We start from the raw sequence: 26,522 nt of genomic DNA, 5'->3' as shown, positions 1-26,522 counted from the left end.
CGTGGACGGCGCTTCTGGCATGATCGGCCCATGTCGCCGGACCACCGCCTGACCGACACCGAAGCCTGCGCGCGGCTGATCGCCGCACGGCTGGGCGCGGACCTGCGCATCGCCGCGCCGCTGGGGCTGGGCAAGCCGCACGGCCTGCTCAACGCGCTGTATGCCATGGTATGCGCCGACACCTGGCGCTCGATGACGCTGTACACCGCGCTGTCGCTGACCCGGCCGCAGCCGCGGCCGGGGCTGGAGGCGCGCTTCCTGCAGCCGTTCCTCGACCGCCACTTCGGCACCGACTGCGCGGACCCGCAGTACGCGCTGGACCAGATGCGCGGCGCGCTGCCGCCCAACGTGGCGGTGCACGAGTTCTACCTGCAGTCCGGCGCGCTGCTGCACGCCGGCGGGGCGCAGCGCAGCTACATCAGCCAGAACTACACCCACGTGGCGCGCGACCTGGTGGACCAGGACATCAACCTGGTGGTGCAACTGGTGGCGCGGCGCGGGACGGCCGGCGGCGTGCGCTACAGCCTGTCGTGCAACCCCGACCTCACGCTGGATTTCCTCGACCGGCTGAAGGCGGCCGGCAAGCCGCGGCCGCTGTGCGTGGCGGTGGTGCATCCCGGCCTGCCGTACGTGAGCGGCCATGCCGAGGTGGCGGAGGACTTCTTCGACATCGAGCTGGCGCCGCACGCGCCACCGCCGCTGTTCGCGCTGCCGCGGCAGCCGGTGGGCACCGCGGAATACGCGCTGGGCCTGCACGCCAGCGCGCTGGTGAAAGACGGTGGCTGCCTGCAGATCGGCATCGGCGCGCTGTCCGACGCGCTGGTGAAGTCGCTGCTGCTGCGCCAGCAGGACAACCCCGCCTGGCGCGAGGCGCTGCGCCTGCTGGACCCGACCGGCGCCACTCACGCCGTCGCCGCCCACCTCGGCGGGCTGGGGCCGTTCTCCGTCGGCCTGTACGGTGCCAGCGAGATGGTGATGGACGGCTTCATGCACCTGCAGCGCGCCGGCATCCTCAAGCGCCGCAGCTGGGACAACATGGCGCTGGAGCGTGCCGCGGCCGCCGGACGCCTGCCGGCGGACGTGCCCGGCGGGCATTACCTGCGCGGCGCCTTCTTCCTCGGCACGCGCGAGTTGTACGAGTGGATCGCCGCCACCGAGGCGGCTGACCCCGACGCCATCGACATGTGCCGCGTCTCCAACGTCAACCAGCTCTACGGCGACCACCAGCCGCTGGCGGCGCTGCAGCGGCGCGGCGCGCGCTTCTTCAACACCTGCATGGTGGCGACCCTGCTCGGCGCCGCGGTGTCCGACACGCTGGAAGACGGCCACGTGGTCAGCGGCGTCGGCGGCCAGTACAACTTCGTGGCGATGGCGCACGAGCTGCCCGACGGCCGCTCGGCGCTGATGCTGCGCGCCACCCGCCAGGGCCACGGCGGCGTGCAGACCAACATCCGCTGGAACTACGGCCAGGCCACCATCCCGCGCCACCTGCGCGACCTGGTGGTCACCGAGTACGGCGTGGCCGACCTGCGCGGCAAGAGCGACAGCGAGTGCGTGGAGGCGATGCTGTCGATCGCCGACGCGCGCTTCCTTGACGCGCTGGCCGCCGAGGCCAAGGCGCACGGCAAGCTGTCGCTGGACTTCCGCATCCCGGACGCCTGGCGCCGGCACACGCCGCAGGGACTCGAGGCGTCGCTGGCGCCGCTGCGCAAGCGCGGGCTGCTGCCGCGCTTCCCGTTCGGCAGCGATTTCGACGAGGTGGAGCAGGGGCTGCTGCCGGCGCTGGCCTGGCTGGAATCGCGCCGCGCGACGTGGCGCGGGAAGTGGGCGCTGCTGCGCGCGCTGGCGCGTCCCGGCGCGCCGGTGGGCGGCGAGGACGCGGCGCTGGCGCGGATGGGGCTGCAGGCGCCGGCAGCGCTGCGCGAGCGCCTGCTGCGCCGCCTGTTGCTGGCCGCGCTGCGCCGCTGAGGCACGGCGCCGCCGGCCAAGGCGGGCGGGCGATCGGGTATCCTTGGCACATCGCCAGGCCCGCTGGCTCCCGCCGTCCCCGTCGATCCATGAACCAGACCTCCCCGCAGCAACCGCGTCCGGCCGAGCCCCTGCCGCGTCGCCCCAGCGTCGGCGTGCGCGTCGGCAAGGTGCTGGTCGGCGGCGGCGCGCCGGTCGTCGTGCAGTCGATGACCAACACCGGCACCGAGGACCCCGTCTCCACCGCGAAGCAGGTCGCCGAACTGGCCCGGGCCGGCTCGGAGATCGTGCGCATCACGGTGAACACGCCGGCGGCGGCGGCGGCGGTGCCGCGCATCGCCGAGCGGCTGGCGATGATGGGCGTGGACGTGCCGATCGTGGGCGATTTCCACTACAACGGCCATCAACTGCTGGAAGCCGAGCCGGCCTGCGCCGAGGTGCTGGCGAAGTACCGCATCAATCCGGGCAATGTGGGCTTCGGCAAGAAGAAGGACGCGCAGTTCGGCGCGATCATCGAGAAGGCGATCCAGTACGGCAAGCCGGTGCGCATCGGCGCCAACTGGGGCTCGCTGGACCAGGGCATGGTCGCCACGCTGATGGACGAGAACGCGGGGCGCGCCGTGCCGTGGGACGCCGCGCTGGTGGCACGCGAGGCGCTGATCCGTTCCGCGCTGGACTCGGCCGCGCGCGCGGAGCAGTTGGGCCTGCCGCGCGAGCGCATCATCCTCTCGTGCAAGGTCTCCGGCGTGCAGGAGCTGATCGCGGTGTACCGCGATCTGGCCGCGCGCTGCGACTACGCGCTGCACCTCGGCCTGACCGAGGCAGGCATGGGCTCCAAGGGCATCACCGCCTCGAGCGCCGCGCTGGCGGTGCTGCTGCAGGAAGGCATCGGCGACACCATCCGCATCTCGCTCACGCCCGAGCCGGGACAGTCGCGCACGGCGGAGGTGATGGTGGCGCAGGAACTGCTGCAGACCATGGGCCTGCGCGCGTTCACGCCGCTGGTCACCGCCTGCCCGGGCTGCGGCCGCACCACCAGCACCTTCTTCCAGGAGCTGGCCAAGGCGGTGCAGGAACACGTGCGCGCCAGGATGCCGGAATGGCGCGTGAAGTACGACGGCGTGGAGAACCTCACCCTGGCGGTGATGGGCTGCGTGGTGAATGGGCCGGGCGAATCCAGGCACGCCAACATCGGCATCTCGCTGCCGGGCAACGGCGAGGCCCCGGCGGCGCCGGTGTTCATCGACGGCGAGAAGGCGATGACCCTGCGCGGCGACAACATCGCCGCCGAGTTCGTGGGCCTCCTCGACGACTACGTAGCCCGCAAGTACGCCAGCCGGGCGGGCTGAGGCCGCGATGGCCCGCGACGCCGGCAACGACGCGCGCGAACGGGACATCCTGGAGGCCTGGCATGCCGGGGCCGCGCCATGGATGTGCGTGCTGGCCGCCGGGGCCGCCGGAAACCGCGATGGCCGCGGCGGATAGCGGGCCGGCCAGGCCCGTGCGGCGTCGCGCGGATCGCGACGCGCTGCACGCCGGCGCGTGTCCCCCGATGGCAGAATGCCCCGCATGCTTGGTGCGCGCAGGCAGGGGGAACCCGGTGTGACGATCAGCCCGCAGATGCGCACGGCGTGCGCCTATGTCGCCCTTTCCGCGCTGTGGATCTGGTTTTCCGATCTCGCCCTCGAGGCGCTGGTACGCGATCCGCGCCGGCTCACCTGGTTGCAGAGCATCAAGGGCTGGGTGTTCGTGCTGGGCACGGGCGCGCTGCTGTACGCGATGATGGGGCATACGGTGCGCCGGCTCGCGGCGGCCAACCGCATGCTGCTGGACGGCAACGAGCAGACGCTGCGCGTGCTGGTGGAGGCGATGGATGCGCGCCACAAGGAGACCGGCGACCATTCCGAGCGGGTGATGCGCATGGCCGTGGGACTGGCGCAGCTGGCTGGCGTCGAGGGCAGGGCGCTGCGCGACCTGAAGTTCGGCGCGCTGCTGCACGACATCGGCAAGCTGGCGCTGCCGGACGCGATCCTGGTCAAGCCGGGCCGGCTCGACGAGGCGGAGACCGCGCTGATGCGCACGCATCCGGTGATCGGGCGCGACATGCTGCGGCGGGTGGACTTCCTGTGCGGTGCCGCCGACATTCCCCACAGCCACCACGAGCGCTGGGACGGCACCGGCTATCCGCAGGGCCTGCGCGGCGAGGCCATTCCGTTGGCCGCGCGCATCTTCAGCGTGGTGGACGTGTGGGACGCGCTGAGCCAGCCCCGCGTGTACAAGCCCGCTTGGCCCGAACCGGAGGTGATCGCCTACCTGCGTGGCGTGGCCGGCACCCAGCTCGATCCGCGGCTGGTGGAGCTGTTCCTCGCCCACCTCGACGAGCTGAAGGCATTGGCGTCGGGCACGGCGTGACAGGCTCCGGCCGCCGGCCGTTCACCTCTTCACCGTCCATGACCGTCACCGTTCACGCGGAGCGCAGCCGCGCAGAGGCGAAGCCGGAGCGCACTGGGCAGCCTTCGACTTCGCTTGTGCCGTGCTACGCGCAGGCGGACGGCAGGGGAGCACGTGGCCAGCCTGGCCAGGGCGAACGGTGGCGGAGCGGCTAGCCCAGCAGGAATTCCCGCAGCGGCCGCGGAGCACCGTCGCGCCAGGCCTCTTTGCCGGCCGGCCGCGAACCCAGTTCGCGCACCCGGGCGAGGAAGCCGGCGCGGGGCATCTCGCAAGCGCCGAGTGACAGCAGGTGCGGATTGGCCACCTGGGCGTCGAGCAGCGGGAAGCCCCACTCGCGCAGCAGCGCGGCCAGCGCCATCAGCGCCGCCTTCGAGCCGCCGCTCTCGCGGCTGAACATCGATTCGCCGCAGAACAGCCGACCCACGGCGACGCCGTAGATGCCGCCCGCCAGCCGCGCGCCGTCCCATACCTCCACGCTGTGCGCATGGCCCAGCGCATGCAGCCCGGCATAGGCCTCGGCCATCGCCGGCACGATCCAGGTGCCGTCGTCGCCACCACGCGGCGCGGCGCAGGCCTCGACCACGTCGCGGAAGGCGTGGTCTACGCTGAACCGCCAGTCCCGGCGCGCCAGCAGGCGGCGCAGGCTGCGATTGGGCCGCAGCGCGGCGGTGTGGAACACGCAGCGCGGGTCGGGCGACCACCACAGGATCGGCTGGCCCTCGCCGTACCACGGGAAGATGCCACGGGCATAGGCGGCCAGCAGGCGGCGCGGCGAAAGGTCGCCGCCGAAGGCGAGCAGGCCGTCGGGTTCGTCCAGCGCGCGGGACGGGTCGGGAAAGCGTTCCGGCGCGTCGTCCTCGAGCCGGGGCAGGCGGATCATGGGTGGTGTTCCGCGTAGGGACTGTGCGCGGCCAGTTCGGCGGCGTAGTCGTGCATGGCGGGCGCTTCGCGCGCCAGCGCGTCCCGCACCGCGGCGCGGAAGCGTTCGTCGGCCAGGTAGTGCCGCGAATGCGTGCGCACCGGCAGGAAGCCGCGCGCCAGCTTGTGCTCGCCCTGCGCGCCGGGTTCGAAGCGCTGCAAGCCCTGTGCGATGGCGTACTCGATGCCGCGGTAGTAGCACAGCTCGAAATGCAGGCCGGGGACGTCGGCGGTGGCGCCCCAGTAGCGCCCGTACAAGGCTTCGTCGCCGCGCAGGAACAGCGCCATCGCCACGATGTCCTCGCCGTCCGACGCCAGTGCGAGCTGCACCGCGTCACCCAGCTCGCCGAGCCGGCTGAAGAAGGTGGCGGTGAGCGCGGCGTGGTTGCCCTTGGCGTCGAAGGTGGCCTCGTACAGGGCGTGGATGCGCCGCCATTCGTGCAGGCGCAGCTCGTGTCCGGCGCGCCACTCGATGCGCAGGCCGGCGGCGGCGACCCGCGCGCGCTCGTGGCGGATGTTCTTCCGTTTCTTGTGGTTGAGCGCGGCGAGGAAGCCGTCGAAGTCCCTCCAGCCGCGGTTGTGCCAGTGGAACTGCACGTCGGAGCGGGCCAGCCAGTCGTCGTCGAAGGCTTCCGCGTCGGCGGCGTCGAGGAAGTTGGCGTGCGCGGAGGACAGACCGAGCCGTTCGGTTTCCGCGCGCATCGCCTCGGCCAGGGCGCGGCGCAGCACCGGCGCCTGCATCGCGTCCGCGCCGGCCAGCAGGCGCGGGCCGGGCACCGGCGAGTAGGGCACGCCGCACAGCAGCTTGGGGTAGTAGTCGCCGCCGGCGCGTTCCCAGGCGCTGGCCCAGCTCCAGTCGAACACGAACTCGCCGTGCGAGTTGCCTTTCAGGTACAGCGGCGCCGCGGCGAGCAGCCGGTCGCGTTCGTACAGGCCGAGGTGGTGCGCCTGCCAGCCCCATTCGGGGCGAATGCAGCCGTCGCGCTCTAGTGCGTGCAGGAACGCGTGCGAGACGAACGGGTTGCCGTCGGGACGCAGGGCGTCCCAGGCGGCGGCGGGCACGTCGGCGATGCGGTCGTGGAAGCGTGCTTCGATCACGGCACGATGATGCCAGCTATCCAGGACGCCGCTCCGGCATGCCGGTGCGGCGGGGGCGAAGCGTTCAGCCGGCCGGCGTCTGCTGCTCCAGCCAGCGTTCGGCGTCCAGCGCGGCCATGCAGCCGAAACCGGCCGAGGTGATCGCCTGGCGGTAGACGTGGTCGGCCACGTCGCCGGCGGCGAACACGCCGGGCACCGAGGTCAGGGTGGCCATGCCGTTCTGGCCGCTGTGGATCTTCAGGTAGCCGTCGTGCATCTCCAGCTGGCCCTCGAAGATGCCGGTGTTCGGGGTGTGGCCGATGGCGACGAAGAAGCCGGTGGCGGCGATGTCGCGGGTGGCGCCGGAGTCGACGTCCTTCACGCGCACCCCGGTGACGCCGGAGTCGTCGCCCAGCACCTCGTCCACGGTGTGGTTCCACACCAGCTCGATCCTGCCGGCGGCGGCCTTCTCGAACAGCTTGTCCTGCATGATCTTCTCCGCGCGCAGCTTGTCGCGGCGATGCACCAGGGTGACCTTGCTGGCGATGTTGGACAGGTACAGCGCCTCCTCCACGGCGGTGTTGCCCCCGCCCACCACTACCACCTCCTGCTCGCGGAAGAAGAAGCCGTCGCAGGTGGCGCAGGCGGACACGCCCTTGCCCTTGAACTTCTCCTCGCTGGCGATGCCGAGGTACTTGGCGGTGGCGCCGGTGGCGATGACCAGCGCGTCGGCGGTGTATTCGCCCGAGTCGCCCTTGAGGCGGAACGGGCGCTGCTTCAGGTCCACGCTGTGGATGTGGTCGAACACCATCTCGGTGTGGAAACGCTCGGCGTGCTCGGCCATGCGCTGCATCAGCGCCGGGCCTTGCAGGCCTTCCACGTCGCCGGGCCAGTTGTCCACCTCGGTGGTGGTCATCAGCTGGCCACCCTGCTGCAGGCCGGTGATCAGGGTCGGCTTGAGGTTGGCGCGCGCGGCGTACACGGCGGCAGTGTAGCCGGCGGGGCCGGAGCCGAGGATCAGCAGGCGGCTGTGCTTGGCGGTGGTGGTCATGCGTATAATCCCGAAGTTTGCGGTTGGCCCGGTTGGCCATTCGTCCCCGGCCAGCGCAGGGTTACGCGGACCGGGTCGCCGGAGCCCGCAAGAATGGGGAAGTCGGGCAGCCGATTCAAGGCGCGGCGATCGATCGTGCCGCGACGACCCGGTTGCCGCCTCCGCCCGGCATCCGTTCAGGCGGGCGCCGGCAAACGGGTGCATCCGGCCTTGCCGGGCGTGCTTTAATCGCCCCGGATTCCAGAGGAAAGCGACCACGGTGCCGCGTAGCGCGAACGCAAAGAAAGCAAAGGAACGGCCAGGCCTGAGCGAGGAGCTCAAGCGCCGCCTGCGCGAGGCCGGCGCGCTGCTGCTGCTGCCGCTGGCGCTGTTCCTGCTGGTCTGCGTGGCCAGCTACGACGCGCACGACCCGGGTTGGTCGCACGCGGGCTCGTCCGGCCACGTGCACAACCTGTGCGGGACCGTGGGCGCGTACATCGCGGACCTGTTGCGCTACCTGTTCGGCGGGGTGGCGTACTGCTTCCCGCTGCTGCTGCTGTTCCTCGGCGTGCAGGTGCTGCGCCACCACGGCGTGCGCAACGCGCAGCCGTGGGAATCCTCGCTGCGCCTGGCCGGTTCGGTGTTCTTCTTCGTCACCGCGCCGGCGCTGTGCACGCTCAATTTTCCCGACAGCATGATGCCGCCGGAAGGTGCCGGCGGCGTGATCGGCCGTGCGGTGAGCAACGGCATGCGCCACGCCTTCGGCAACGAGGGCGCGCCGCTGCTGCTGCTGGCGGTGTTCCTGGTGGCGGTGACGCTGGCCACGGGTCTGTCGTGGTTCCGGGTGATGGACTGGACCGGTCAGGGCGTGCTGCGCGCCGTGGCCTGGCTCGGCGGCCGGCTGCGCCGTACGCCGGACCTGCTGGCCGCGCGCCAGGCGCGGGCCGAACGCGAGGTGGTGAAGAAGGTCGAGGCGGTGAAGCAGGCCAAGCGCGAGCCGGTGCGCATCGAGGCGCCCGCCGCCCCGGTGGCGCGCAGCGAGCGCGCCCGCGTGGAGACCCAGATCCCGCTGTTCACCGGCGCCTCCGCGCCGGGCGAGCTGCCGCCGCTGTCGCTGCTCGACGAGGCGCCGGAGCAGGGTCCGGGCTACTCGGAGGAAACCCTGGAGGTGCTGTCGCGCCAGGTCGAGCTGAAGCTCAAGGACTTCCGCATCGAGGCCAAGGTGGTCGGCGTCTATCCCGGCCCGGTGATCACCCGCTTCGAGCTGGAGCCGGCCGCCGGCGTGCGCGGCTCGCAGGTGTCCAGCCTGGACAAGGACATCGCGCGCGGCCTGTCCGTGGTCAGCGTGCGCGTGGTGGACGTGATCCCGGGCAAGAACGTGATCGGCCTGGAGATCCCCAACACCAAGAAGCAGATCGTGTACCTGTCCGAGATCCTGCGCTCGGACCGCTACGACCAGACCAAGTCGCCGCTGGCGCTGGCGCTGGGCAAGGACATCGGCGGCAAGCCGGTGGTGACGGACCTCGCCAAGATGCCGCACCTGCTGGTGGCCGGCACCACCGGTTCGGGCAAGTCGGTCGCGGTGAACGCGATGGTGCTCTCGCTGCTGTACAAGGCGAGCCCGAAAGACGTGCGCATGATCATGATCGACCCGAAGATGCTGGAGCTCTCGGTCTACGAGGGCATCCCGCACCTGCTGGCGCCGGTCGTCACCGACATGAAGGAAGCCGCCAACGCGCTGCGCTGGTGCGTGGCCGAGATGGAGCGCCGCTACAAGCTGATGGCCGCGGTGGGCGTGCGCAACCTCGGCGGCTTCAACAAGAAGGTGAAGGACGCCGAGAACGCCGGCCAGCCGCTGCTGGACCCGCTGTTCCGACCCAACCCCGAGATGCCCAACCTCGCCGCGGAGCCGCTGGAGCCGCTGCCCTACATCGTGATCATCATCGACGAGTTCGCCGACATGATGATGATCGTGGGCAAGAAGGTGGAGGAGCTGATCGCCCGCCTCGCCCAGAAGGCGCGCGCCGCCGGCGTGCACCTGGTGCTGGCCACGCAGCGCCCGTCGGTGGACGTGATCACCGGCCTGATCAAGGCCAACATCCCCACCCGCATCGCGTTCCAGGTGTCGAGCAAGATCGACTCGCGCACGATCCTCGATCAGTCCGGGGCGGAAGCGCTGCTCGGCCATGGCGACATGCTCTACCTGCCGCCCGGTACCGCCACGCCGGAGCGCGTGCACGGCGCCTTCGTGGACGACCACGAGGTGCACAACGTGGTGGCCTGGCTCAAGGCGCAGGGCGCGCCGCAGTACATCGAGGGCGTGCTGGAGGAAGTGCAGGCCACCGCCGACGGCAAGTTCATCAACGATGCCGGCCTGCCGCAGGACGGCGAGGAGGGCGGCGACGCCGATACCCAGCTCTACGACAAGGCCGTGGCCATCGTCACCCAGACCCGCCGCGCCTCGATCTCGGGTGTGCAAAGGCATCTGCGCATCGGCTACAACCGCGCCGCCCGGCTGATCGAGCAGATGGAGCAGGACGGCGTGGTCAGCGCCCCGCAGCACAACGGCAACCGCGAAGTGCTGGCGCCGCCACCGCCCAAGGGCTGAGCGCTTTGCTCCCTCCCCCCTTCGGGGAGAGGGTTGGGGTGAGGGGCCAACCCCGCGACAAGCCCGCAAACAGAGCCGCACCCTTAACTCCCTCTCAGAGCCTGTTCAAAGTCTCCTGAGGAGCAGGGTCAGGAAGGCCAGGTGGATGAACTGTCGGCTGGTATTGAGGTGACGTTCGGCGTTCTTCCATAACCGCCGATGCTTTTCCAGCCAGGCGAAGCTGCGCTCGACCACCCAGCGTTGGGGCATGACCTTGAAGGTGTGCAGCTCGCTGCGCTTGGCGATCTGCACCGTGACGTGCTCGCCCAGGATCGCCTGGGTGCCTTGGGCGAAGGGGCGACCCACATAGCCGCTGTCGGCCAGCACGCTTCGCACCTGGCCCAGACCGGCCTTGCAATGCTCGAATGCCTGTAAGAGCCTGTTCAAAGTCTCCTGAGGAGCAGGGTCAGGAAGGCCAGGTGGATGAACTGTCGGCTGGTATTGAGGTGACGTTCGGCGTTCTTCCATAACCGCCGATGCTTTTCCAGCCAGGCGAAGCTGCGCTCGACCACCCAGCGTTGGGGCATGACCTTGAAGGTGTGCAGCTCGCTGCGCTTGGCGATCTGCACCGTGACGTGCTCGCCCAGGATCGCCTGGGTGCCTTGGGCGAAGGGGCGACCCACATAGCCGCTGTCGGCCAGCACGCTTCGCACCTGGCCCAGACCGGCCTTGCAATGCTCGAATGCCTGTAAGGCGCCCCGGCGATCGGTTACCTCGGCGGTCGTCACGGCGATCGCATGCGGCAAACCTTGCGTGTCCACGGCAATGTGCCGCTTGATCCCCGAGACCTTCTTGCCCGCGTCATAGCCCTTCTGACCGGCCGTGTCGCTGTTCTTCACGCTCTGCGCGTCCACGATCAAGAACGTGCTTGAGGCGTTGCGCCCCTGTCGCGCGCGGGCCGCGCCAACCTGATTTTTTGAGCGCCCGCTCCAGCAGGCTCACCCCCTCCTTGTCCACGTCGCTCCAGATCTGGAAGTACGCATGCACCGTGCGCCATTTGGGGAAGTCGCTAGGCAACGCCCGCCACTGACACCCCGTGCGCAGCAGGTACAACACCGCACAGAACACGTCATACAGATCCACTTTGCGCGGCGCTGTCTTCTTGCGTGCACTTTCCAGCAGCGGCTCCACGGCCTTGAACTGCTCTCGACTTAGATCACTGGGGTAACGGGCTCTCATCCCGCTAGCTTCCTGGATTTCGACGAGACTTTGAACAGGCTCTTAGATCACTGGGGTAACGGGCTCTCATCCCGCTAGCTTCCTGGATTTCGACGAGACTTTGAACAGGCTCTCAGGACGCCGGCTTCCGCTTCCGCCGCGGCTTCGCGGCCACCGGCGGCGCATAGACCATGTACACGTCGGCGCGCGCGTAGTGCGAGCCGGGCCGCACGCCCGGCTGCAGCACGAAACCTGCCTGCTCGTACATGTGCAGCGCCGGGCGCAGCTTGCTGCTGGATTCCAGGAACAGCGTGCCGCCCCGCCGGCGGCGGAACTCGGCAATGGCGGCGTCCAGCAGGCAGCGGCCGGCGCCGAGGCCGCGGAAGCTTTCGTCCACGCCCATCTTGGACAGCTCGTACACGCCCGGCGATTCCTGCAGCAGCGCGCAGGTGCCGACCACCTCGCCGGCCAGCCGCGCGAAGAAGATCGCCCCGCCCGGCGCCAGCACCACCCGCTCCGGCTCGTCCAGCATGGCGCGGTCGACGTCCTCCACCACGAAATCCCGTTCCAGCCACTGCAGGTTGAGCCGGCGGAAGTGCCCGCGCAGCGCCGGCTCGAACGGCACGATCTCCAGTTCGGCGCCCATCAGCGCGGCATGCTCGGCCAGGATCGCCGGCGCCAGCGGCCGTTCGCGCAGCGCCGCCTCGGCCTGCGCCAGTGCCGCCAGCAGGGTCTCCGCCTGCGATCCCAGCGAAGCCGCCACGCCGCGCCGCACGGCGCACCAGGTGCGCCCCATCCCGGCCATCGCCGCGCGCCCCCGGGCGGTGAGCGACAACAGGCTGCGACGCCCGTCGCCGGGGTCGGCTTGCCGGGCCAGCAGGCCGGCGCGCGCCAGCGGCCCGCACAGCTGGCTGACCGCCGAATGGGTCTGGCCGATCGCCGCAGCCACCTCGGTCACCGGGACCGCACCGCGTTCCCACAGGTAGCGCATCACCGGGAACCAGCGCGACTCGATCGGCGCGCCGCATTCGCGGTAGACCTCGTCGGCCGCCGCGTAGAACTGGTCGCTGAGCGCCTTGAGCCGGCTGCCGAGCGCCAGCTCGGCGAGGGAGGCGAGGTACATGGATGGGTTCCACGAATTACGTTAGCACTAACGTAATTCCGCGACACCGGCGGCGCAAGTGCACCGCCCACGTTCCGCTCAGTACCACTCCACCCGGCGCACGCTGCGCCCCAGCGCCTTCTCCACCCGCTTGCACAGCTTCGGCGTGGCATTCACCAGCACCGGCTCGGCGGCCTGCTTCAGCATCGCCACGTCGTACAGCGAATCGCCGTAGGTCAGCCCCCATGCCGCCACGCCGTGGCGCGCCAGCGATTCCACCTTGCGCCGGCCCACGTTGTGCCACTGCTGCCGCATGCCCAGCCAGGTCGGGCGCAGACGCGAAGCGAGCACCTCGACCTCGCCCAAGCCCAGTTCGGCCAGGATGCCGCGCACCAGCGCATCCTCGCAGCCGGTCACCACGATCACGCGGTCGCCGGCCGCCTGGTGCCGGCGCAGCGCCTGCAGGCCGTCGCGGCAGAACTGCCGCGGACGGCGCACCAGCGACGCGGCGAAGGCCTGCGCCAGCGCGCGGTAGCGCGCCTCGCCCACGCCGAGCAGGGCCAGGTGCACCAGCGCGCGCAGCACGCGGCGGCGCGAGAACGGCAGCACCAGCAATAGCCACGGCATGCACAGCAGCGCCAGCGCCTTGCGCGGCAGCGAGCGTGCGTAGCGTTCGCGCACGAACAGCGCGAACGCGTCGCCGTGCACCAGCACGCCGTCGAAATCGAACAACGCCACGGCCGGCGCGGCGACGTCGCCATCCGCAGGCTGCGGCGGCGGAAGAACCCCTGTGTCCATGACTCGACGATCAGCGCGTGGCGAACAGCCGCTTCAACTCGCGGCCCGGGTCGTCGGCGCGCATGAACGCCTCGCCGACCAGGAAGGCGTGGATGCCGGCGTCGCGCAGCATCGCCACGTCCTCGGCGGTGCGGATGCCGGACTCGGTGACCATGATGCGGTCGTATTCCATCAGTGCCTGCAGCTCGAGCGAGGTGTCCAGCGTGGTCTCGAAGGTGCGCAGGTTGCGGTTGTTCACCCCGACCAGCGGCACCGGCAGGGCCAGCGCGCGCTCCAGTTCCTCGGCGTCGTGCACCTCGCACAGCACGTCGAGGTCGAGTTCCGCGGCCAGCAGCGACAGCTCCAGCAGGGCGGCATCGCCCAGCGCGGCCACGATCAGCAGGATGCAGTCCGCGCCGATCGCACGCGCCTCGTATACCTGGTACGGGTCGATCACGAAATCCTTGCGCAGCACCGGCAGCGTGCAGGCGTCGCGGGCCTGGCGCAGGAAGTCCTCGCTGCCGTGGAAGAAGTCCTTGTCGGTGAGCACGGACAGGCAGGCCGCGCCGCCCTTCTCGTAGCTGCGGGCAATCGCCGCCGGATCGAACTCGGGGCGGATCACGCCCTTGCTCGGGCTGGCCTTCTTGATCTCCGCAATCACCGCCGGCTGGCCGGCGTCGACCTTCGCCTCGATGGCGGCGGCGAAGCCGCGCGTGGGCTCCAGGCCGGCGACCCGTGCCGACAGCTCCGCCAGCGGCAGCCGTGCGCTGCGCTCGGCGATCTCCTCGGCCTTGCGCGCAAGTATGCGATTGAGAATGTCGGTCATGGGGCGCTACCGGCAGTCGGGAATATGAAAAACGGCGGGGAAGTCGCGGCCCATCTTAACCGGCGTCGGCCAGCCGGCGCGTGGCAGCCACGAACGCGGCCATTTTCTCACGCGCGGCGCCGCTGGCAATCGCCTGCCGCGCGCGCTCGATGCCCTCGTCGATCGACTCGGCCACGTTGGCCGCGTACAGCGCCGCGCCGGCGTTGAGGCAGACGATGTCGTGCGGCACGCCGCGGCGGCCGTCCAGCGCCTCCAGCAGCATCGCCTTCGATTCGTCGACGTTCTCCACCCGCAGGTTGCGGCTGGAAGCCATCGCCAGGCCGAAGTCCTCCGGCTCGATCTCGTACTCGCGCACCACGCCGTCCTTCAGCTCGCCGACCAGGGTGGCCGCGCCGAGCGAGATCTCGTCCATGCCGTCGCGGCCCCACACCACCAGCGCGTGCCGCGCGCCGAGCTGCTGCAGCACGCGCACCTGGATGCCGACCAGGTCGGGATGGAACACGCCCATCAGGATGTTCGGCGCGCCGGCCGGGTTGGTCAGGGGCCCAAGGATGTTGAACAGGGTGCGCACACCCATCTCCTTGCGCACCGGCGCCACCACCTTCATCGCGGGATGGTGGTTAGGCGCGAACATGAAGCCGATGCCGGTCTCCTCCAGGCACGCCGCCACCTGGGCGGGCCCGAGGTCGATGCACGCGCCCAGCGCCTCCAGCACGTCGGCGCTGCCGGACTTCGACGACACGCTGCGCCCGCCGTGCTTGGCGATGCGCGCCCCCGCCGCCGCCGCCGCGAACATCGAGGCGGTGGAGATGTTGAAGCTGGAGGCGCCGTCGCCGCCGGTGCCCACGATATCCAGGAAATGCGGATGCGGCGGCACGGCCACCGTGGCCGACAGCTCGCGCATCACGCGCGCCGCGCCGGTGATCTCGCCCACCGTCTCCTTCTTCACGCGCAGGCCGGTGACGATCGCCGCGGTCATCAGCGGGCTCACCTCGCCGCGCATGATCTGGCGCATCAGCGCGATCATCTCGTCGTGGAAGATTTCGCGGTGCTCGATCGTGCGCTGCAGCGCCTCCTGCGGCGTGATGGTGATCGCGCGCGCGCTCATGCCGCCAGCTTCCGCCGCGGCAGGCCGAGGAAGTTGGCCAGCATGTCGTGGCCGTGCTGGGTGAGGATGGACTCGGGGTGGAACTGCACGCCCTCGACCGGCAACGTCTTGTGGCGCAGGCCCATGATCTCGTCGATCGAGCCGTCGGGGTTCTCCGTCCACGCCGTCACTTCCAGGCAATCCGGCAGGGACGACTGCTCCACCACCAGCGAGTGGTAGCGCGTGGCCTCGAACGGGTCGGGCAGCCCGGCGAACACGCCCTGCCCGCGATGGCGCACCGGCGAGGTCTTGCCGTGCATGATCCGCTTGGCACGGACCACCCTGCCGCCGAAGGCCTGGCCGATCGCCTGGTGGCCCAGGCACACGCCGAACACCGGGATCCCGTCCGACAGCTCGCGCAGCACCGCCAGCGACACGCCCGCATCGTCCGGCGTGCCCGGCCCCGGCGAGATCATGACGTGCGAGGGCTGCAGCGCGCGGATGCCGGCCACGTCCAGCGCGTCGTTGCGCACCACCTTGACCGCCTGCCCCAGCTCGCCGAGGTACTGCACGAGGTTGTAGGTGAAGCTGTCGTAGTTGTCGATCATCAGGAGCATAAAAGACCTATCTACCTGTTTTACTTAGAACATTGATGGATACATCGCTCCGACCCGCATGAATACCCGCAATTTTGCTGGATACCCAAGTAGACGGCCAACCGGCGCCAGGCAAGCATTCTTGCACGTATCCCACGGCTGCCAAACGAACGACGCGCATGCGCTGATGCCCTGTGGCCTTCACAAGAACCAGTACGCATACGACGACGTGGTGAGCGAAGCCTGGTTGATGGCTGCAGCGGTGTCGACCAGGAAATGCGTCGCTGTCAACTTTCTCGACGCTGCGTTCCAGCAACTACTGCTCAGCCACCTGTACCAGCACCTGGCCCGCCACACCGAGTTGAACGTCCGCCGCGCCATCCGGCTCGACCACCCCAGGCAGGGCGAGGATGAACACGAGACTGCCCATCCGCTTGTGCACAAGCTTCGACGAGACACCCCCGTTCGCCACGGGCACTGCTATCGTTCAACCGCCGGCATCCTGACGCAGGTCATCGAGCAATTGCCCCACGACGGCCTCCTCGGCGAGGACCAGGCCATGTTCCTCCATCGCCGCGGTCAGTTCAGCGTCCCAGAGAGCCTCGATCCTGGCTGTGCCCAAATCGCGCGAGCGCGACGGCGCCTGCCCGACGGCCGCCCGGTATTCGAACGCACCGAATCGCCACGGTGAAGCTCGCCAGGTCCGCATGACGAAGTTGCCGATGCCGATGCCAGGCCAATCGTAGTCGCCGTGATAGCAGAGCCGCGCCCCGGCGGCCGCCAACTGATCCAGCAGGATGCGCTGCGCGGCAGCGGGCATGCCGTCGGTGCAGACCAGCGGCGCACAGCTCGCGCCCAGACGATCGGCGGCAATGGCGACGATGTCAGGATTCTCACAGACATGGACGCGGCAACCGGCCACCGGCCAGGTCGGCGGCTGGCGCAATAATTGCCGCAACGACAGGTAGTCGGGCTCGCCCGCGATCCAGGCGTAGCGGCCGCCAACGGGCATCGGCAGGTTCAGGAACAATGCGGGGCGCGCCAGTTCGCTGACGGACACGCCGACACGCGCCCACACCTCCCGAAGACGCTCGGCGGCAGCCTCCTGGCCGGTGGCAGGAGATTCGTCCAACTGTGCAGGATCGGCCTCGGCTGAAAGCTCGTCACCGGCCCGCTCGTCACCGGCCCGGTGCTCCCCGTGGCGCCAGGCCGCCAGCACCAGGCTCGCCACTGGCCTGCTGGCATCCAGCGCGTGCGCATCACCCAGGGTTTCGGCAGCCAATTGCGAACGGGGCATGCCTGCGGCCGGCAGGCGAGCGAGTACGGCATCGGCGGCGGCCAGCAGGCCGGCGCCGCGTTCGGGATCGCGCGACAGCCGCTTGAGCAAGCCGACCGCGGCGGGCGAAGACGTCAGCCAGGCGCGCAGCATCGGCCCGGCAGCGTCCGCAACCACCCGCCATCGGGCTTCGTGTTCCCTGCGCAATCGAGCATGCGGGACGATCGGACCTTCCAGTCGCTCCAGCGCGTCGCGCAGCGAATCGGCCAGACCGGCAGCGCGCAGGCGGATATCCAGATCGGCGATGTCCAGGGTCATCGAGCGCGACAGCCGCGACGGACGCCCGCTGAGTTGGCACAGCGCGCGATGTGCGTCCGGATCGAGCTTGTCCAGGCGTACGGACTCGAGAGAAACATCCGGTTCGACCTGCTCGAAGCGGCGACGCAGCCGCTGGCGCACCGCGGCCAGTTCCGGGCCACCGAGCAGGCGCTGAAGGCGCGGATCGGCCGTGGCGCTCATGCGGGCGGGAACCTGCGGTCGGGATCGTCCTGTACGCGACGGGCGCTGCCATCCCACAGCCAGCGCGAGACGAACACCGCGTCGATGCCTTCGCGACGCTGCAGCTGGCAGATCGCCACACCGGGCAGCTCGGCATAGCAGGCCCATTCGCGTTCGCTGGTGATGACGAAATCCAGGTCGAATTCGCGCACCAGCCCCATGCAATGCGCGCGGGCGGCATCGTCGATACCGGCGAAGGCTTCGTCGAGCAGCATCAGCCTGGGTGCCAGCCGGCTGCCGCCGTGCTCATAGAAGCTGGCGGTGGCGGCAAACAGCGGCACGGTCAGGCCCAGTGCGCGCTCGCCGCTGGAGGCCGGGCCGGACAACTTGCGCCATTGCCCGTCCTGCAGGCGCTGGATGCGGAAGCGGTGCCAGTGGCGATAGTCGAGCGCGCGGGCCAGTTGGTCGATCAGGCTGCCGCCGACGGCATCGGTACGCGCGCGTTCGGCGGCGATCTGCTGCTGCAGCATCTCGCCCACCGTGCGCCGGTCTTCGGGCGACCACAGGTCGGCGCTGGTGTTGAGCAGGCGTTCGCGGGCCTGCTCCAGCCCGAGCGGCGCGCCCTCCTCGACCGACAGCGGCTCCCATTTCAATTTATAGCGCACGCCGGTTGTGGTCGGGCGCTTGTACAGTTCGGCATTGATCGCCTTGACGCGTTCGTCGGCGGCGCGCATCAGCCGCTGGATCTCGGCGGCGATCTCGGCCTGCAGGTGGTTTTCCAGCACTTCCCGCTCCCTGGCCGAGAGCAGTTCGCTGCGCTGGGCGATGTCCTCGGCCAGCAGGCGTGCCAGCGCGTCCGGCCGCTCGGCACGGTTCTGGTACTGGATGGAAACAGTCAGACCGAAGTCGTTGGGTTCGGATATGGCCTGGTGGCCGAGTGCGCCCAGGCCGCGCTGCAGTTCGCCGAGGTCCTCGGAAATCTGCTTCTGCACGCGAGTCCAGGCCTGCTCGTTGTCGTCGATGCGGGCCAGCGCCTGTTCGATGCGCCGCGCCAGGTTCAGGGCCGGATCGATACTCCATTGCGCCGGTAGTTCCTGTTCGGGCAAGGCCGAGGCCAGCAGGCCGCTGGCAGTGAACTGCCGCAAGCGTTCGACCGCCTCCGTGCGGACGGCGATGCGTTCGGCGAGCGTTTGTTCCGCCTGTTCGGCATGGGCGCTGGCGATCGCATGAACTTTGCCGGCTTCGCTGGCGGCATCGCGGCATCGATCCCATGTTCCGTCGGCATGCCTGCTTTCATCGCGCGCGGCGCTCAGCTGGGCGCGCAGTGCCTCGACCTTCTGGCCGACCGATTGCCGCAAGGTCTCGAAGTGGCTGTGTGCCTGCCCGGCCAACGCCTCGGCGACGATGCGGGCTTCCTCGGCCTCTTCGGCGGCGTTCCGGGCCTCGATTTCCCGCTGTTGTTGTTCAAGGTGTTCGGGCCAGGCACGCTGCCAGTCGCGTGCGGCCTGGATCAGATCGACCAGCGCCTGTTGACAGCCCTGCAATGCCGATTCGACCTCCGGCAGGCGTTCGGCCTCGACCGGGAGATGCAGATCGGTCGCGTCGCGCTGCAGCTGTTCGCGCGCTTCGTGCAGTTCACCCTCGGCATCGCAGCTGCGCTGTTCGGCCTGCGCAAGCCGGGCGCGGGCGCGCTCGACCTCGCCTGCGGCCATCAGCGCAGCAGCGATGGCTTCGCGCAACGGCTGGTCGGACGGCACACCCAGCCACTCGCGCTCGCCGCCCTCGCGTTCGGTCGCCAGCCTTTCGAACTGCTGCGCCAGTTCCGCATCGGCAGCGTCCAACTGCACAAGTTCGAAGGCGATGGCGTCCAGCCGTTCGCGGCGCGCGCGTTCGCGCGCAGCATGGCCGATGTAGCGGGCGGCAGGCTTGGCCCACGCGCCGGCCAGGGCGCCGAGACGGAACCGCCCATCCGGCGCCAGCCAGCTTTCGGCCTCGGAGCGATCCTGTGACCCGTAGGCGATGCCGGCCAGCAGCGTGGCGATGGTGTCGGCCGTGACGCCGCAATCGTCCGGCGGCGTCGGCAACAGGGCCTCGGACAGGCGGGCGCCGGCCACCGCGGTGCGGTGCTGCCACTGGCTGTCGAGCAGGACGTGTCCATCGTCGCCGACCAGTTCGCCTTGCGGCGATAACCAGGCATCAAGCAGGCCGCTGGCCTCCAGCGCGGCTTCCAGCCCGGCACGCTCGTCGACATCCAGTTGCGGCTGAAAGTCCACCACCTGCCACAGTGGCGCACCGGCGCGGCCTACGCGCGCATCGACGGCGCGGGTCGGCGGTGGTGACGGGCTGGCGGTTTCGCCGGCCAGCAGGCGTTCGCGCTCGGCGTCCAGTTCGCTGCGGCGTTGGCGTTGCGTCTGGCGCTGTGCATCCAGTTCCGCCGTGCGCGTGGCATGATGTTGCAGGGCGGTCCGCCAAGCGCGATGCAGCGCCACCTGCGCCGGATTGTCGCCGTCCGGGCGCGCGGCCCAGTCGGCCAGTTGCCGCAACGGCTCGTCGGCATCCAGGCGCAGGTAATGCAGGGTGGAACAATGCCCGGCCCATGCCTGCGTCAGGGATTCGCCGGCGGATTCGGCATCGCGATCGGCTTGTTCGCGTCGCTCCAGGGCGTCGCCGGTTTCGGAAAGGGCAAGCTGCATGGCGTTCCGCCGCTCGACGACGACGGTTTTCCGCCGGTCGATCTCGGCATGGCGACGGCGGAGCAAGCCGATGTCCTGGTGGCGACGCTGGGTCGCTTCACGCAAGCCATCGGTGGCGGCCAGCGTCTCCGTGGCCAGGGCATCGACCGGGGCGGCGAACAGCGGGTGGGCGACGAACTCGTCGCCCAAACCGACTGCCGCGGCACGATCGAAGGCCTGGGCACGGCGGGTTTCCAGTGCGATGCGCGCCTGCACGGCGGATTCGGCGCGTTGCCGGCTGCGTTCGCTTTCCCGCTGCAGCGCCGCTTGCGCGTCGAGGCTGCGCTTGCCGGTGGCGCGGGCTTCACCGTGACGCTGGCGGGCGTCTTCCTCGGCGCGCGAAAGACGGTTGGCATCCTGATTAGCCGGGTCGCTTTGCAGCGTTTCCAGGTGTTCTCGCGCCGCCACGCTGACCTGCTTGGCCCGCTCGGCAGCGGCGGTAGTCTCCTGACTGATCGCCAACGCGGCCTCAGATTCGGCCTGTGCCCGATTTCGCGCCTCGCTGGCCTTGTCGAAGCCGGTCTGGGCCTGGCGCAGTTCGCGCGCCTGGCGGCGGGCAAGCATGCCGGCATACACCCGGTAGCGCTGCTCGAACCGGGTCACGGTCTGCTCCATGCGCTGGATGTCCTGCAACTGGTTGCGATCCTCCTCCAGCTGGTTCAGCGCTTCGGCGACATCGCCCAGCAGGTCGACCGGCAGCGGCGGCAGCGATTCACTCAAGGCGTTGGACAGACCGCCTTCGTCCGGCTTCTTCGACAGCTGCGGCTGACGCAGCTGGATCAGGGTGTCCATCAGCGCCGCATAGCGCTGCGTGCCGAGGTGGAACAGACGCTCGTCGACGGCACGGCGATAGCCCTGCGCGTTGTTCTCGAACATCAGGCCGCGACCGGTGATCGTCTCGCGCAGCCGTTCGCGGCTGAGCACATGGCGATCGGTGGTGGTCAGCCACAGATCCCGCCCCAGGCGTGGATCCGATGCGTCGCCGTGCCCTTCGAGCAGGAAGAACCAGCTTTCCACCTGTGCACGACCGGCCACTGCCGACAGACCGACGCCCAGGGTCAGGTAGCGGGCGTGGCCGTCCGGATCGCGCCGGCCGAACTCGATCCAGCTGTAGCCGATGCGGCGCTCGTAGCGCCCCCCCATCAGCAGGTTCCAGGCCATCTTCTTGCCGGCGTCGCCATCGGGCTCGACCCGCGACGGACGCAGTTGCGCGTCGAACAGCAGCGGCAGGGTCAGCGACAGCACCTTGGACTTGCCCGAGCCGTTGTTGCCGCGCAGCAGCAGGTGACCATCGTGGAACCAGAACTCCTCGCTATCATAGTGGAACAGCTCGACCAGCCCCAGGCGCAACGGCTGCCAGCGTTCGCGCTGCGGTTCGGGCAGCGCCGGAGGGGAGGACTGGGGCAACATCGGGTGTTCGGTCATGGAGCGGTGTCTTCGGAAAACAGGGATGTGACACCGCTGGCATCGCGCACCTCGGTCTGTCCGAGGGCGAAGCGGGCGATGGCCGGCAACGGTTCGATGCGGACGCCATCGCACGCCAGCAGGCCCAGACGATGCAGGCGGCCGATGGCAACATTGGCCAGTTCGCGCTCGGCGCCCGGCGCACGCGCCGACTTGCGCCAGAACTTCCCGTAGCGACCGGTGGCATCGCGCAGGAACAAGGCGATCTCGTCCGCATCCGCGCGTATCGGCGCACGCGCCTGGCGCAGGCGCGCAGCCAGATGCTCGGCCACCAGCAGGGTGACGTGGGCGTCGGTGCCTTCGGCGGGCATCGCCACGTCGGTCAACTGCCCGCCCTGGTCGGCCAGCGCCAGGCCTTCGGCGCGCTGTTCGGCGACCAGCCCGGTCGCCTCGCACAGGCGTGTGGCAAGCGGGCCACGCTGGTTGATGAAGTAATTGCGGGTGTCCTCGTCCAGCGTGTCGATGTACAGCACCGGGTCATCGAGCAGGCGACGCGCGAGATGATGGCGCATCGCGTCGCGGCGAGCCTGCTCGCTGTCCAGTTCCAGCCCGGCCACCAGTGCGTGCAGGCGCGCGTCCAGATCGATCGGCGCTTCCCCCGCACTCCAGGTGGACGGGCCGCGCACCGCCGCCAGCAAGCCGGCCAGCAAGCGCCTCTGCACGTCGTAGAGCGCATCGGCCTGCTGGCCGGTGCCTTCACGGACGAAGCTTTCCTCCTCGCCTGCCACCCGTTCCAGCACGCCGTATTCGAGCAGGGTGCGGCAGACCGCGACCAGTTCGCGGCGCTCGCCCGCACTGTCCAGCACGAAGCTGAATCCCTGCGCTTCCAGCGCGGGATCGGCGGCCTGCTGCACCACACGCTCGCCAATCTGTTGCAGGGTGATCTGCGGATCAGCTCGCTCCAGCACCGCGCAGGCCAGGCACAGCAGCACGTAGCGGCGGCGGTCGTAGTCAGGCAGGCCGCGGCTGGGATCGGACAGGTCGGCCGGGCGCTTGTACAGGCGCGCGCCTTCGCGATCGACCTGCAGGGGCCATCCGGCCTCGCGCGCGAACCAGTCTCGCAGGCGTTCGGCCTGGCGCCGCACGGCGGAAAACTCCGGGTCCGCGGGTGCCATCAGCGGGCGCATCAGCAGCGCACGAAGGGCCCGGCGGAACTCGTCCTGCTGCTGGGCCTGTTGCCATTCGCCGACCGGGCGCGACCGGCGGGATGGACGCGCACTCATGCCGATGCCCGCATCGGCCGAATGGTCAGCAGGTGATCGCGACCCGAGAACACGCCTGCCGGCGTTCGTATCTCTGCGCGACTGTCCGCCGCCAGCGGCTCCAGGCGCAGGTGCAGCAGGCCGTCGCCGGTCTGGCGATCGACCGGCTGCTCGGGATCGTCCTGCGCAGCCAGGGCTTCGCCCAGCAGGTTCAGGAACAGGCCGAAGGCATGCGGATCGAGTTCACCCAACTCCGACAGCCGGGTCGGGCGGCCGGTCGCCAGGCGCCGGCGCGCGGCCTCGACCTGGCGCGATTCCTCGGCCAGTTGCCGCGCCATCAGTTCGCGCCCGCGGCTGCGGTCGCGGATCTTCGCCAGCGGCCCGCGCGGCGCGGCTTCGCCGTATTCGCGCAGGCGCGGATTGATGGTCAGCGGCGGCGCATCCAGCCACGAGGTGCTGACGGGCACCTCGCCCTCGCCGGCGGCGTCCAACGAGAAGTGCCGCGCCGGATGCAGCGCGAAGGCCGCGCGCGCCAGGCGATGGGCATCGCCGTCGCTGGTGCAGGCGGCGAACCAGTGCGCCAGCACACGGAAATCGGCCGAACGGTCGCTACGGCCGCTGCGCCGTTCGTTGACGGCGGCGATGGCGCCCAGCAACTGCGGAATCGCGGCGCGGGCGCGAGCGCGCAGCAGTTCGGCCTGCGGCGGTTCGTTGCCGCTGCTCAGGAACCAGCCCCGCAGGCCCTTCCAGCGTTCGCGCCACACTGCCAGATGACGCAATGCCTCATCGCTCCGGCCCTCCGCATCGCCCGGCGCGGCATCGCGCGCCTCGCGCTCGGCCACCTGGCCCAGGACCGTGTCGATCCGCGCCGACAGGCCGTGCAACAGGCGGGCGATGGTATCGGAACGACGGATCAGATCGGAGACGAAACGATCCAGGTAGTCGATCAGTTTCCGCTTGTAAGCCACCAATGCGGTGGCGTCGGCCTGGCGCAGTTCCAGACTGCGCGCCACGCCGGCCATGAATGCCTGCGCGTTCGCGGTCATGTCCTCGAACACCCGCACCAAGTCTCGCAAAATCTCGTTTGCCTTGGCCACGTCGATGTCGTTGGCGGACGGCGCAGCGTCCAGCAATTGACGCAGAGCCTGCAACCTGCTGTCGATGTCCTCCAGCGCCACCGTCTGCAATTCGGCGCGATGGCGCAGATTGCGCGCGAATGCTTCCAATCCGGCCTCCACCGCCTCGCCGCCTCGCGACAACCGGTAGATGTTGTGGGCGCGATAGAAGTCGGCCAGGGTCTGCTTGCGCGCCATGTCCGGCTGCGATTCCAGATTGCCCCAGTCTGTGAGCTGCGCCAGAGCCGCCGCCACGTCCTCGCGCGATGGCGGCGTTCCCGGCCAATGCGCCTCGACCAGCACCTCCTCGGGGCGCAACTGCAGGCGGTACTGGCGTCTGGCCGCGGCGAACACGGCCATGATCGCGCGGTAGAACGCCGCCTTTTCCACCGTGACGTGGCGAAACAGATCAGCCGATGCCGGAACCGATACGTTCATCTCTCCCGATGTGCGCTCCTCCAGTGCCAGACCCGTATCGGCCATCATCATCCCCCTGTTCGTTGTTCCATTCTCGACTCCCCTGTTCTCATCGGATGAGAACCAGCCGGAATAGGGTACTAATCGGATTCTTCCGAACACATTGTCAAGCTGGGCGAGCGACTTCAAGCACATCCGGCGATTCAGGATCCACGCTTCCTGATCGCACGCCAAGCAAGCCCGGAACGATGCATGGCTGCATGCATAGCCCTTTCTGTGGTGCGAGCAGCCGTGCCTTGGACCGAGGCCCGATGCGATTGCACCGCATTTGGCCCAACCGGATAGGCGCTGATCCTTGTGGCATTGAAGCCAAGAAGAAACGACGCATACCGCGTGATGGGTAGTCCGGCAAAGCCAGGTTCTTCATTATGGACAAATATCAATCCTTTAGCCTATAATAGCGGAAATGCCGCGCAAACCGCCCATCGTTTTCCCGCAAGAGCAACGCCTGCTCTCCGAGCTAGGCGAGCGACTGCGTCTTGCCCGCCTGCGGCGCAAGCTGAGCAACGCCGTCGTGGCGCAGCGTGCCGGCATCTCGCGAAGCACCCTGTACAAGGTGGAAGCCGGCGACCCCGGGGCGACGCTGGGTTCCTACGTCCGGGTGCTGGCCGTGCTCGGTTTGGAAAACGACCTCCAAGCGCTGGCCGCCGACGACAAGGTTGGACGGAAGCTCCAGGACCTGGCCCTGGCGCCATTGCCGGCGCGCCGGTCACGCGCCGCTGGCAAGCGCATTGATCCGGTCCTGCCACCCGACACGGAGCCCTCGTCATGAGCCCGCCGGACAACCTGCTGGAAGTGTGGCTCGACAGCGACCTCGGCCCCGCCTGCCAAGTCGGCACGCTGGCGCATGACCGCGGCCAGATCCGCTTCCACTACGACCACGATTGGCTGAACGACCCGCGGGCCTTCGCTCTCGATCCGGACCTGTCGCTCGACGAATCCCCCTTCTTCCCGAAACCGGAACTCGGCAACTTCGGCATCTTTCTGGACTCCTCGCCCGACCGCTGGGGCCAGACCCTCATGAAGCGCCGCGAAGCGCTGCAGGCCAAGGACGAGAACCGGACGCCCCGTACCCTCTACGCCTGGGATTTCCTGATCGGCGTGCAGGACTTTACGCGCCAAGGGGCGCTGCGCTTTCGCCGAGCAGGTACCGGGACCTTCCTCGGCAACGAGAAGATGGCGGCCCCGCCGGTGACCACCCTGCGCGAACTCGAGGCCGTCGCCTGGCAACTCAGCAGCCGCCGGATCGACGATCTCGACGCGTTGCGGAAATGGCTGGCCGTACTGGTAGCACCCGGCGCTTCCCTCGGTGGCGCCCGGCCGAAGGCCAACTTCACGGAAGCGGATGGCTCCCTCTGGATTGGCAAGTTCCCCGCACGGGACGACGACCGGGACGTGGGTGCTTGGGAACACGTGGCGCACACCCTCGCCCGGAAGGCCGCCGTGGAGGTGCCGCCGGCCAGGCTGATCAGGCTGAACAACGACTTCCACACCTTTTGCATCCGGCGATTCGACCGCGTGAAGGACAGGCGGCGCTTCTATGCCTCGGCCATGACCTTGCTCCGCAAGGAGCACAGCGAAGGCACCAGCTACCTCGAACTGGCGCAATTCCTGCGTACCCAGGGCGATGCTGCGCACGCGGACGCCGATCTGGCACAGTTGTTTCGCCGCGTTGCCTTCAACGTCGCGGTCGGCAACCGGGACGACCATCTCCGCAATCACGGGTTCGTGCTGGGCGAGACAGGGTGGCGACTGGCCCCCGCCTTCGACGTCAACCCCAACATCGACAAGGCTGAGCACGTCCTGAACCTCGACGATGCAGACAACCGGCCGAGTCTGGAAACGGTCCTCGGCACGGCGATGTTCTACGGACTCAGCAGCGACCAGGCTCGGCAAGTCGTAGAAGAAGTCGCAGCGGCGGTCGATGGTTGGCAGGACGCTGCACACCGGGCGGGGATCGCAGGCGCCGACATCAACCTGACGGCAGGCGCCTTCTCGGCCCATGCGGAGTTTCGTGTGTCCGCAGGACGACCCTAGCTCTGCCCATATCAGAGTGCGACATCGCCCTCGATCTCCTCGTCTGGATCAACGCCACTGCCGCCATGACGCCCCCTGCGGGGC

20 protein-coding genes and 1 pseudogene are annotated in these 26,522 nt (G+C 69.5%); 7 read left to right on the top strand and 14 right to left on the bottom strand.

Annotated elements, in window-relative coordinates; genetic code table 11:
• Positions 1-30: 30 nt before the first annotated feature.
• From QMK61_RS06695 to QMK61_RS06680, 4 genes are all read left to right on the top strand, one after another.
• Positions 31-1,968 carry an acetyl-CoA hydrolase/transferase C-terminal domain-containing protein gene (locus QMK61_RS06695; protein WP_302071353.1) on the top strand — a complete coding sequence of 646 codons (1,938 nt, stop codon included), beginning with the start codon at positions 31-33 and terminating at the stop codon, positions 1,966-1,968.
• A gap of 89 nt (positions 1,969-2,057) precedes the next feature.
• Positions 2,058-3,317 carry a flavodoxin-dependent (E)-4-hydroxy-3-methylbut-2-enyl-diphosphate synthase gene (gene ispG / locus QMK61_RS06690; protein ID WP_302071352.1) on the top strand — a complete coding sequence of 420 codons (1,260 nt, stop codon included), beginning with the start codon at positions 2,058-2,060 and terminating at the stop codon, positions 3,315-3,317.
• Between the two features lie 7 nt (positions 3,318-3,324).
• Positions 3,325-3,453 (top strand): hypothetical protein, encoded by a 129-nt coding sequence (locus QMK61_RS06685; RefSeq protein WP_302071351.1) that lies wholly within the window; start codon positions 3,325-3,327, stop codon positions 3,451-3,453.
• Between the two features lie 117 nt (positions 3,454-3,570).
• Positions 3,571-4,380 (top strand): HD domain-containing phosphohydrolase, encoded by an 810-nt coding sequence (locus QMK61_RS06680; protein ID WP_302071350.1) that lies wholly within the window; start codon positions 3,571-3,573, stop codon positions 4,378-4,380.
• 190 nt (positions 4,381-4,570) lie between these two features.
• Here QMK61_RS06680 and aat read toward each other — a convergent pair whose 3' ends face one another.
• The 3 genes from aat to trxB form a co-directional block, all read right to left on the bottom strand.
• Positions 4,571-5,299, bottom strand: coding sequence for a leucyl/phenylalanyl-tRNA--protein transferase (gene aat, locus QMK61_RS06675; protein WP_302071349.1), 729 nt, complete (start codon positions 5,297-5,299; stop codon positions 4,571-4,573).
• On the bottom strand, positions 5,296-6,435 hold the full coding sequence (locus tag QMK61_RS06670) for a GNAT family N-acetyltransferase (protein ID WP_302071347.1): 1,140 nt from the start codon (positions 6,433-6,435) through the stop codon (positions 5,296-5,298). The genes aat and QMK61_RS06670 overlap by 4 nt, the downstream gene beginning before the upstream one ends.
• A 64-nt stretch (positions 6,436-6,499) precedes the next feature.
• Positions 6,500-7,465, bottom strand: a complete 966-nt coding sequence (gene trxB, locus QMK61_RS06665) for a thioredoxin-disulfide reductase (RefSeq protein WP_302071346.1) — start codon at positions 7,463-7,465, stop codon at positions 6,500-6,502.
• Positions 7,466-7,769: 304 nt separating this feature from the next.
• Here trxB and QMK61_RS06660 point away from each other — a divergent pair, with 304 nt between their 5' ends.
• Positions 7,770-10,052: a DNA translocase FtsK gene (locus QMK61_RS06660; protein WP_302071461.1), complete on the top strand. Its 2,283-nt coding sequence runs from the start codon at positions 7,770-7,772 to the stop codon at positions 10,050-10,052.
• Positions 10,053-10,157: 105 nt separating this feature from the next.
• Here QMK61_RS06660 and QMK61_RS06655 read toward each other — a convergent pair.
• From QMK61_RS06655 to QMK61_RS06605, 11 genes and pseudogenes are all read right to left on the bottom strand, one after another.
• A pseudogene (locus tag QMK61_RS06655) lies at positions 10,158-10,466 on the bottom strand (transposase); the annotation flags it as partial.
• Positions 10,467-10,474: 8 nt separating this feature from the next.
• Positions 10,475-11,270, bottom strand: a protein-coding gene (locus QMK61_RS06650; RefSeq protein WP_302071345.1) for an IS5 family transposase whose coding sequence is annotated in 2 segments (ribosomal slippage) — positions 10,475-11,009 and positions 11,008-11,270 — 798 coding nt in all. Because the reading frame shifts where the segments join, the coding sequence is not laid out codon by codon here.
• 112 nt (positions 11,271-11,382) lie between these two features.
• Complete coding sequence (locus QMK61_RS06645) at positions 11,383-12,372, bottom strand: helix-turn-helix domain-containing GNAT family N-acetyltransferase (RefSeq protein WP_302071344.1); 990 nt, start codon at positions 12,370-12,372, stop codon at positions 11,383-11,385.
• A gap of 78 nt (positions 12,373-12,450) precedes the next feature.
• Positions 12,451-13,149: an HAD family hydrolase gene (locus QMK61_RS06640; protein ID WP_302071343.1), complete on the bottom strand. Its 699-nt coding sequence runs from the start codon at positions 13,147-13,149 to the stop codon at positions 12,451-12,453.
• Between the two features lie 10 nt (positions 13,150-13,159).
• Positions 13,160-13,954: an indole-3-glycerol phosphate synthase TrpC gene (trpC, locus tag QMK61_RS06635; protein ID WP_302071341.1), complete on the bottom strand. Its 795-nt coding sequence runs from the start codon at positions 13,952-13,954 to the stop codon at positions 13,160-13,162.
• Positions 13,955-14,009: 55 nt separating this feature from the next.
• Positions 14,010-15,062 (bottom strand): anthranilate phosphoribosyltransferase, encoded by a 1,053-nt coding sequence (gene trpD, locus QMK61_RS06630; protein ID WP_302071339.1) that lies wholly within the window; start codon positions 15,060-15,062, stop codon positions 14,010-14,012.
• Complete coding sequence (locus tag QMK61_RS06625; RefSeq protein ID WP_302071338.1) at positions 15,059-15,658, bottom strand: aminodeoxychorismate/anthranilate synthase component II; 600 nt, start codon at positions 15,656-15,658, stop codon at positions 15,059-15,061. Before QMK61_RS06625 ends, trpD begins: the two co-directional genes overlap by 4 nt.
• 466 nt (positions 15,659-16,124) lie before the next feature.
• Positions 16,125-17,432 (bottom strand): TIGR02679 family protein, encoded by a 1,308-nt coding sequence (locus QMK61_RS06620; RefSeq protein ID WP_302071337.1) that lies wholly within the window; start codon positions 17,430-17,432, stop codon positions 16,125-16,127.
• Complete coding sequence (locus tag QMK61_RS06615; protein ID WP_302071335.1) at positions 17,429-21,568, bottom strand: TIGR02680 family protein; 4,140 nt, start codon at positions 21,566-21,568, stop codon at positions 17,429-17,431. The genes QMK61_RS06620 and QMK61_RS06615 overlap by 4 nt, the downstream gene beginning before the upstream one ends.
• Positions 21,565-22,830, bottom strand: coding sequence for a TIGR02678 family protein (locus QMK61_RS06610; RefSeq protein ID WP_302071334.1), 1,266 nt, complete (start codon positions 22,828-22,830; stop codon positions 21,565-21,567). The genes QMK61_RS06615 and QMK61_RS06610 overlap by 4 nt, the downstream gene beginning before the upstream one ends.
• Positions 22,827-24,413, bottom strand: a complete 1,587-nt coding sequence (locus tag QMK61_RS06605; RefSeq protein WP_302071333.1) for a TIGR02677 family protein — start codon at positions 24,411-24,413, stop codon at positions 22,827-22,829. The genes QMK61_RS06610 and QMK61_RS06605 overlap by 4 nt, the downstream gene beginning before the upstream one ends.
• Positions 24,414-24,807: 394 nt before the next feature.
• On the opposite strand from QMK61_RS06605, the gene QMK61_RS06600 reads away from it, so the two are divergent.
• Together QMK61_RS06600 and QMK61_RS06595 are read left to right on the top strand one after the other, a co-directional pair.
• Positions 24,808-25,173, top strand: a complete 366-nt coding sequence (locus tag QMK61_RS06600) for a helix-turn-helix transcriptional regulator (RefSeq protein ID WP_302071332.1) — start codon at positions 24,808-24,810, stop codon at positions 25,171-25,173.
• Positions 25,170-26,438: a type II toxin-antitoxin system HipA family toxin gene (locus tag QMK61_RS06595; protein ID WP_302071331.1), complete on the top strand. Its 1,269-nt coding sequence runs from the start codon at positions 25,170-25,172 to the stop codon at positions 26,436-26,438. The genes QMK61_RS06600 and QMK61_RS06595 overlap by 4 nt, the downstream gene beginning before the upstream one ends.
• Positions 26,439-26,522: the final 84 nt, after the last annotated feature.

Source organism: Fulvimonas sp. R45, assembly GCF_030504985.1.
Lineage (GTDB): Bacteria > Pseudomonadota > Gammaproteobacteria > Xanthomonadales > Rhodanobacteraceae > Rhodanobacter_A.
This window is presented reverse-complemented; position numbering and strand designations above follow the sequence as displayed.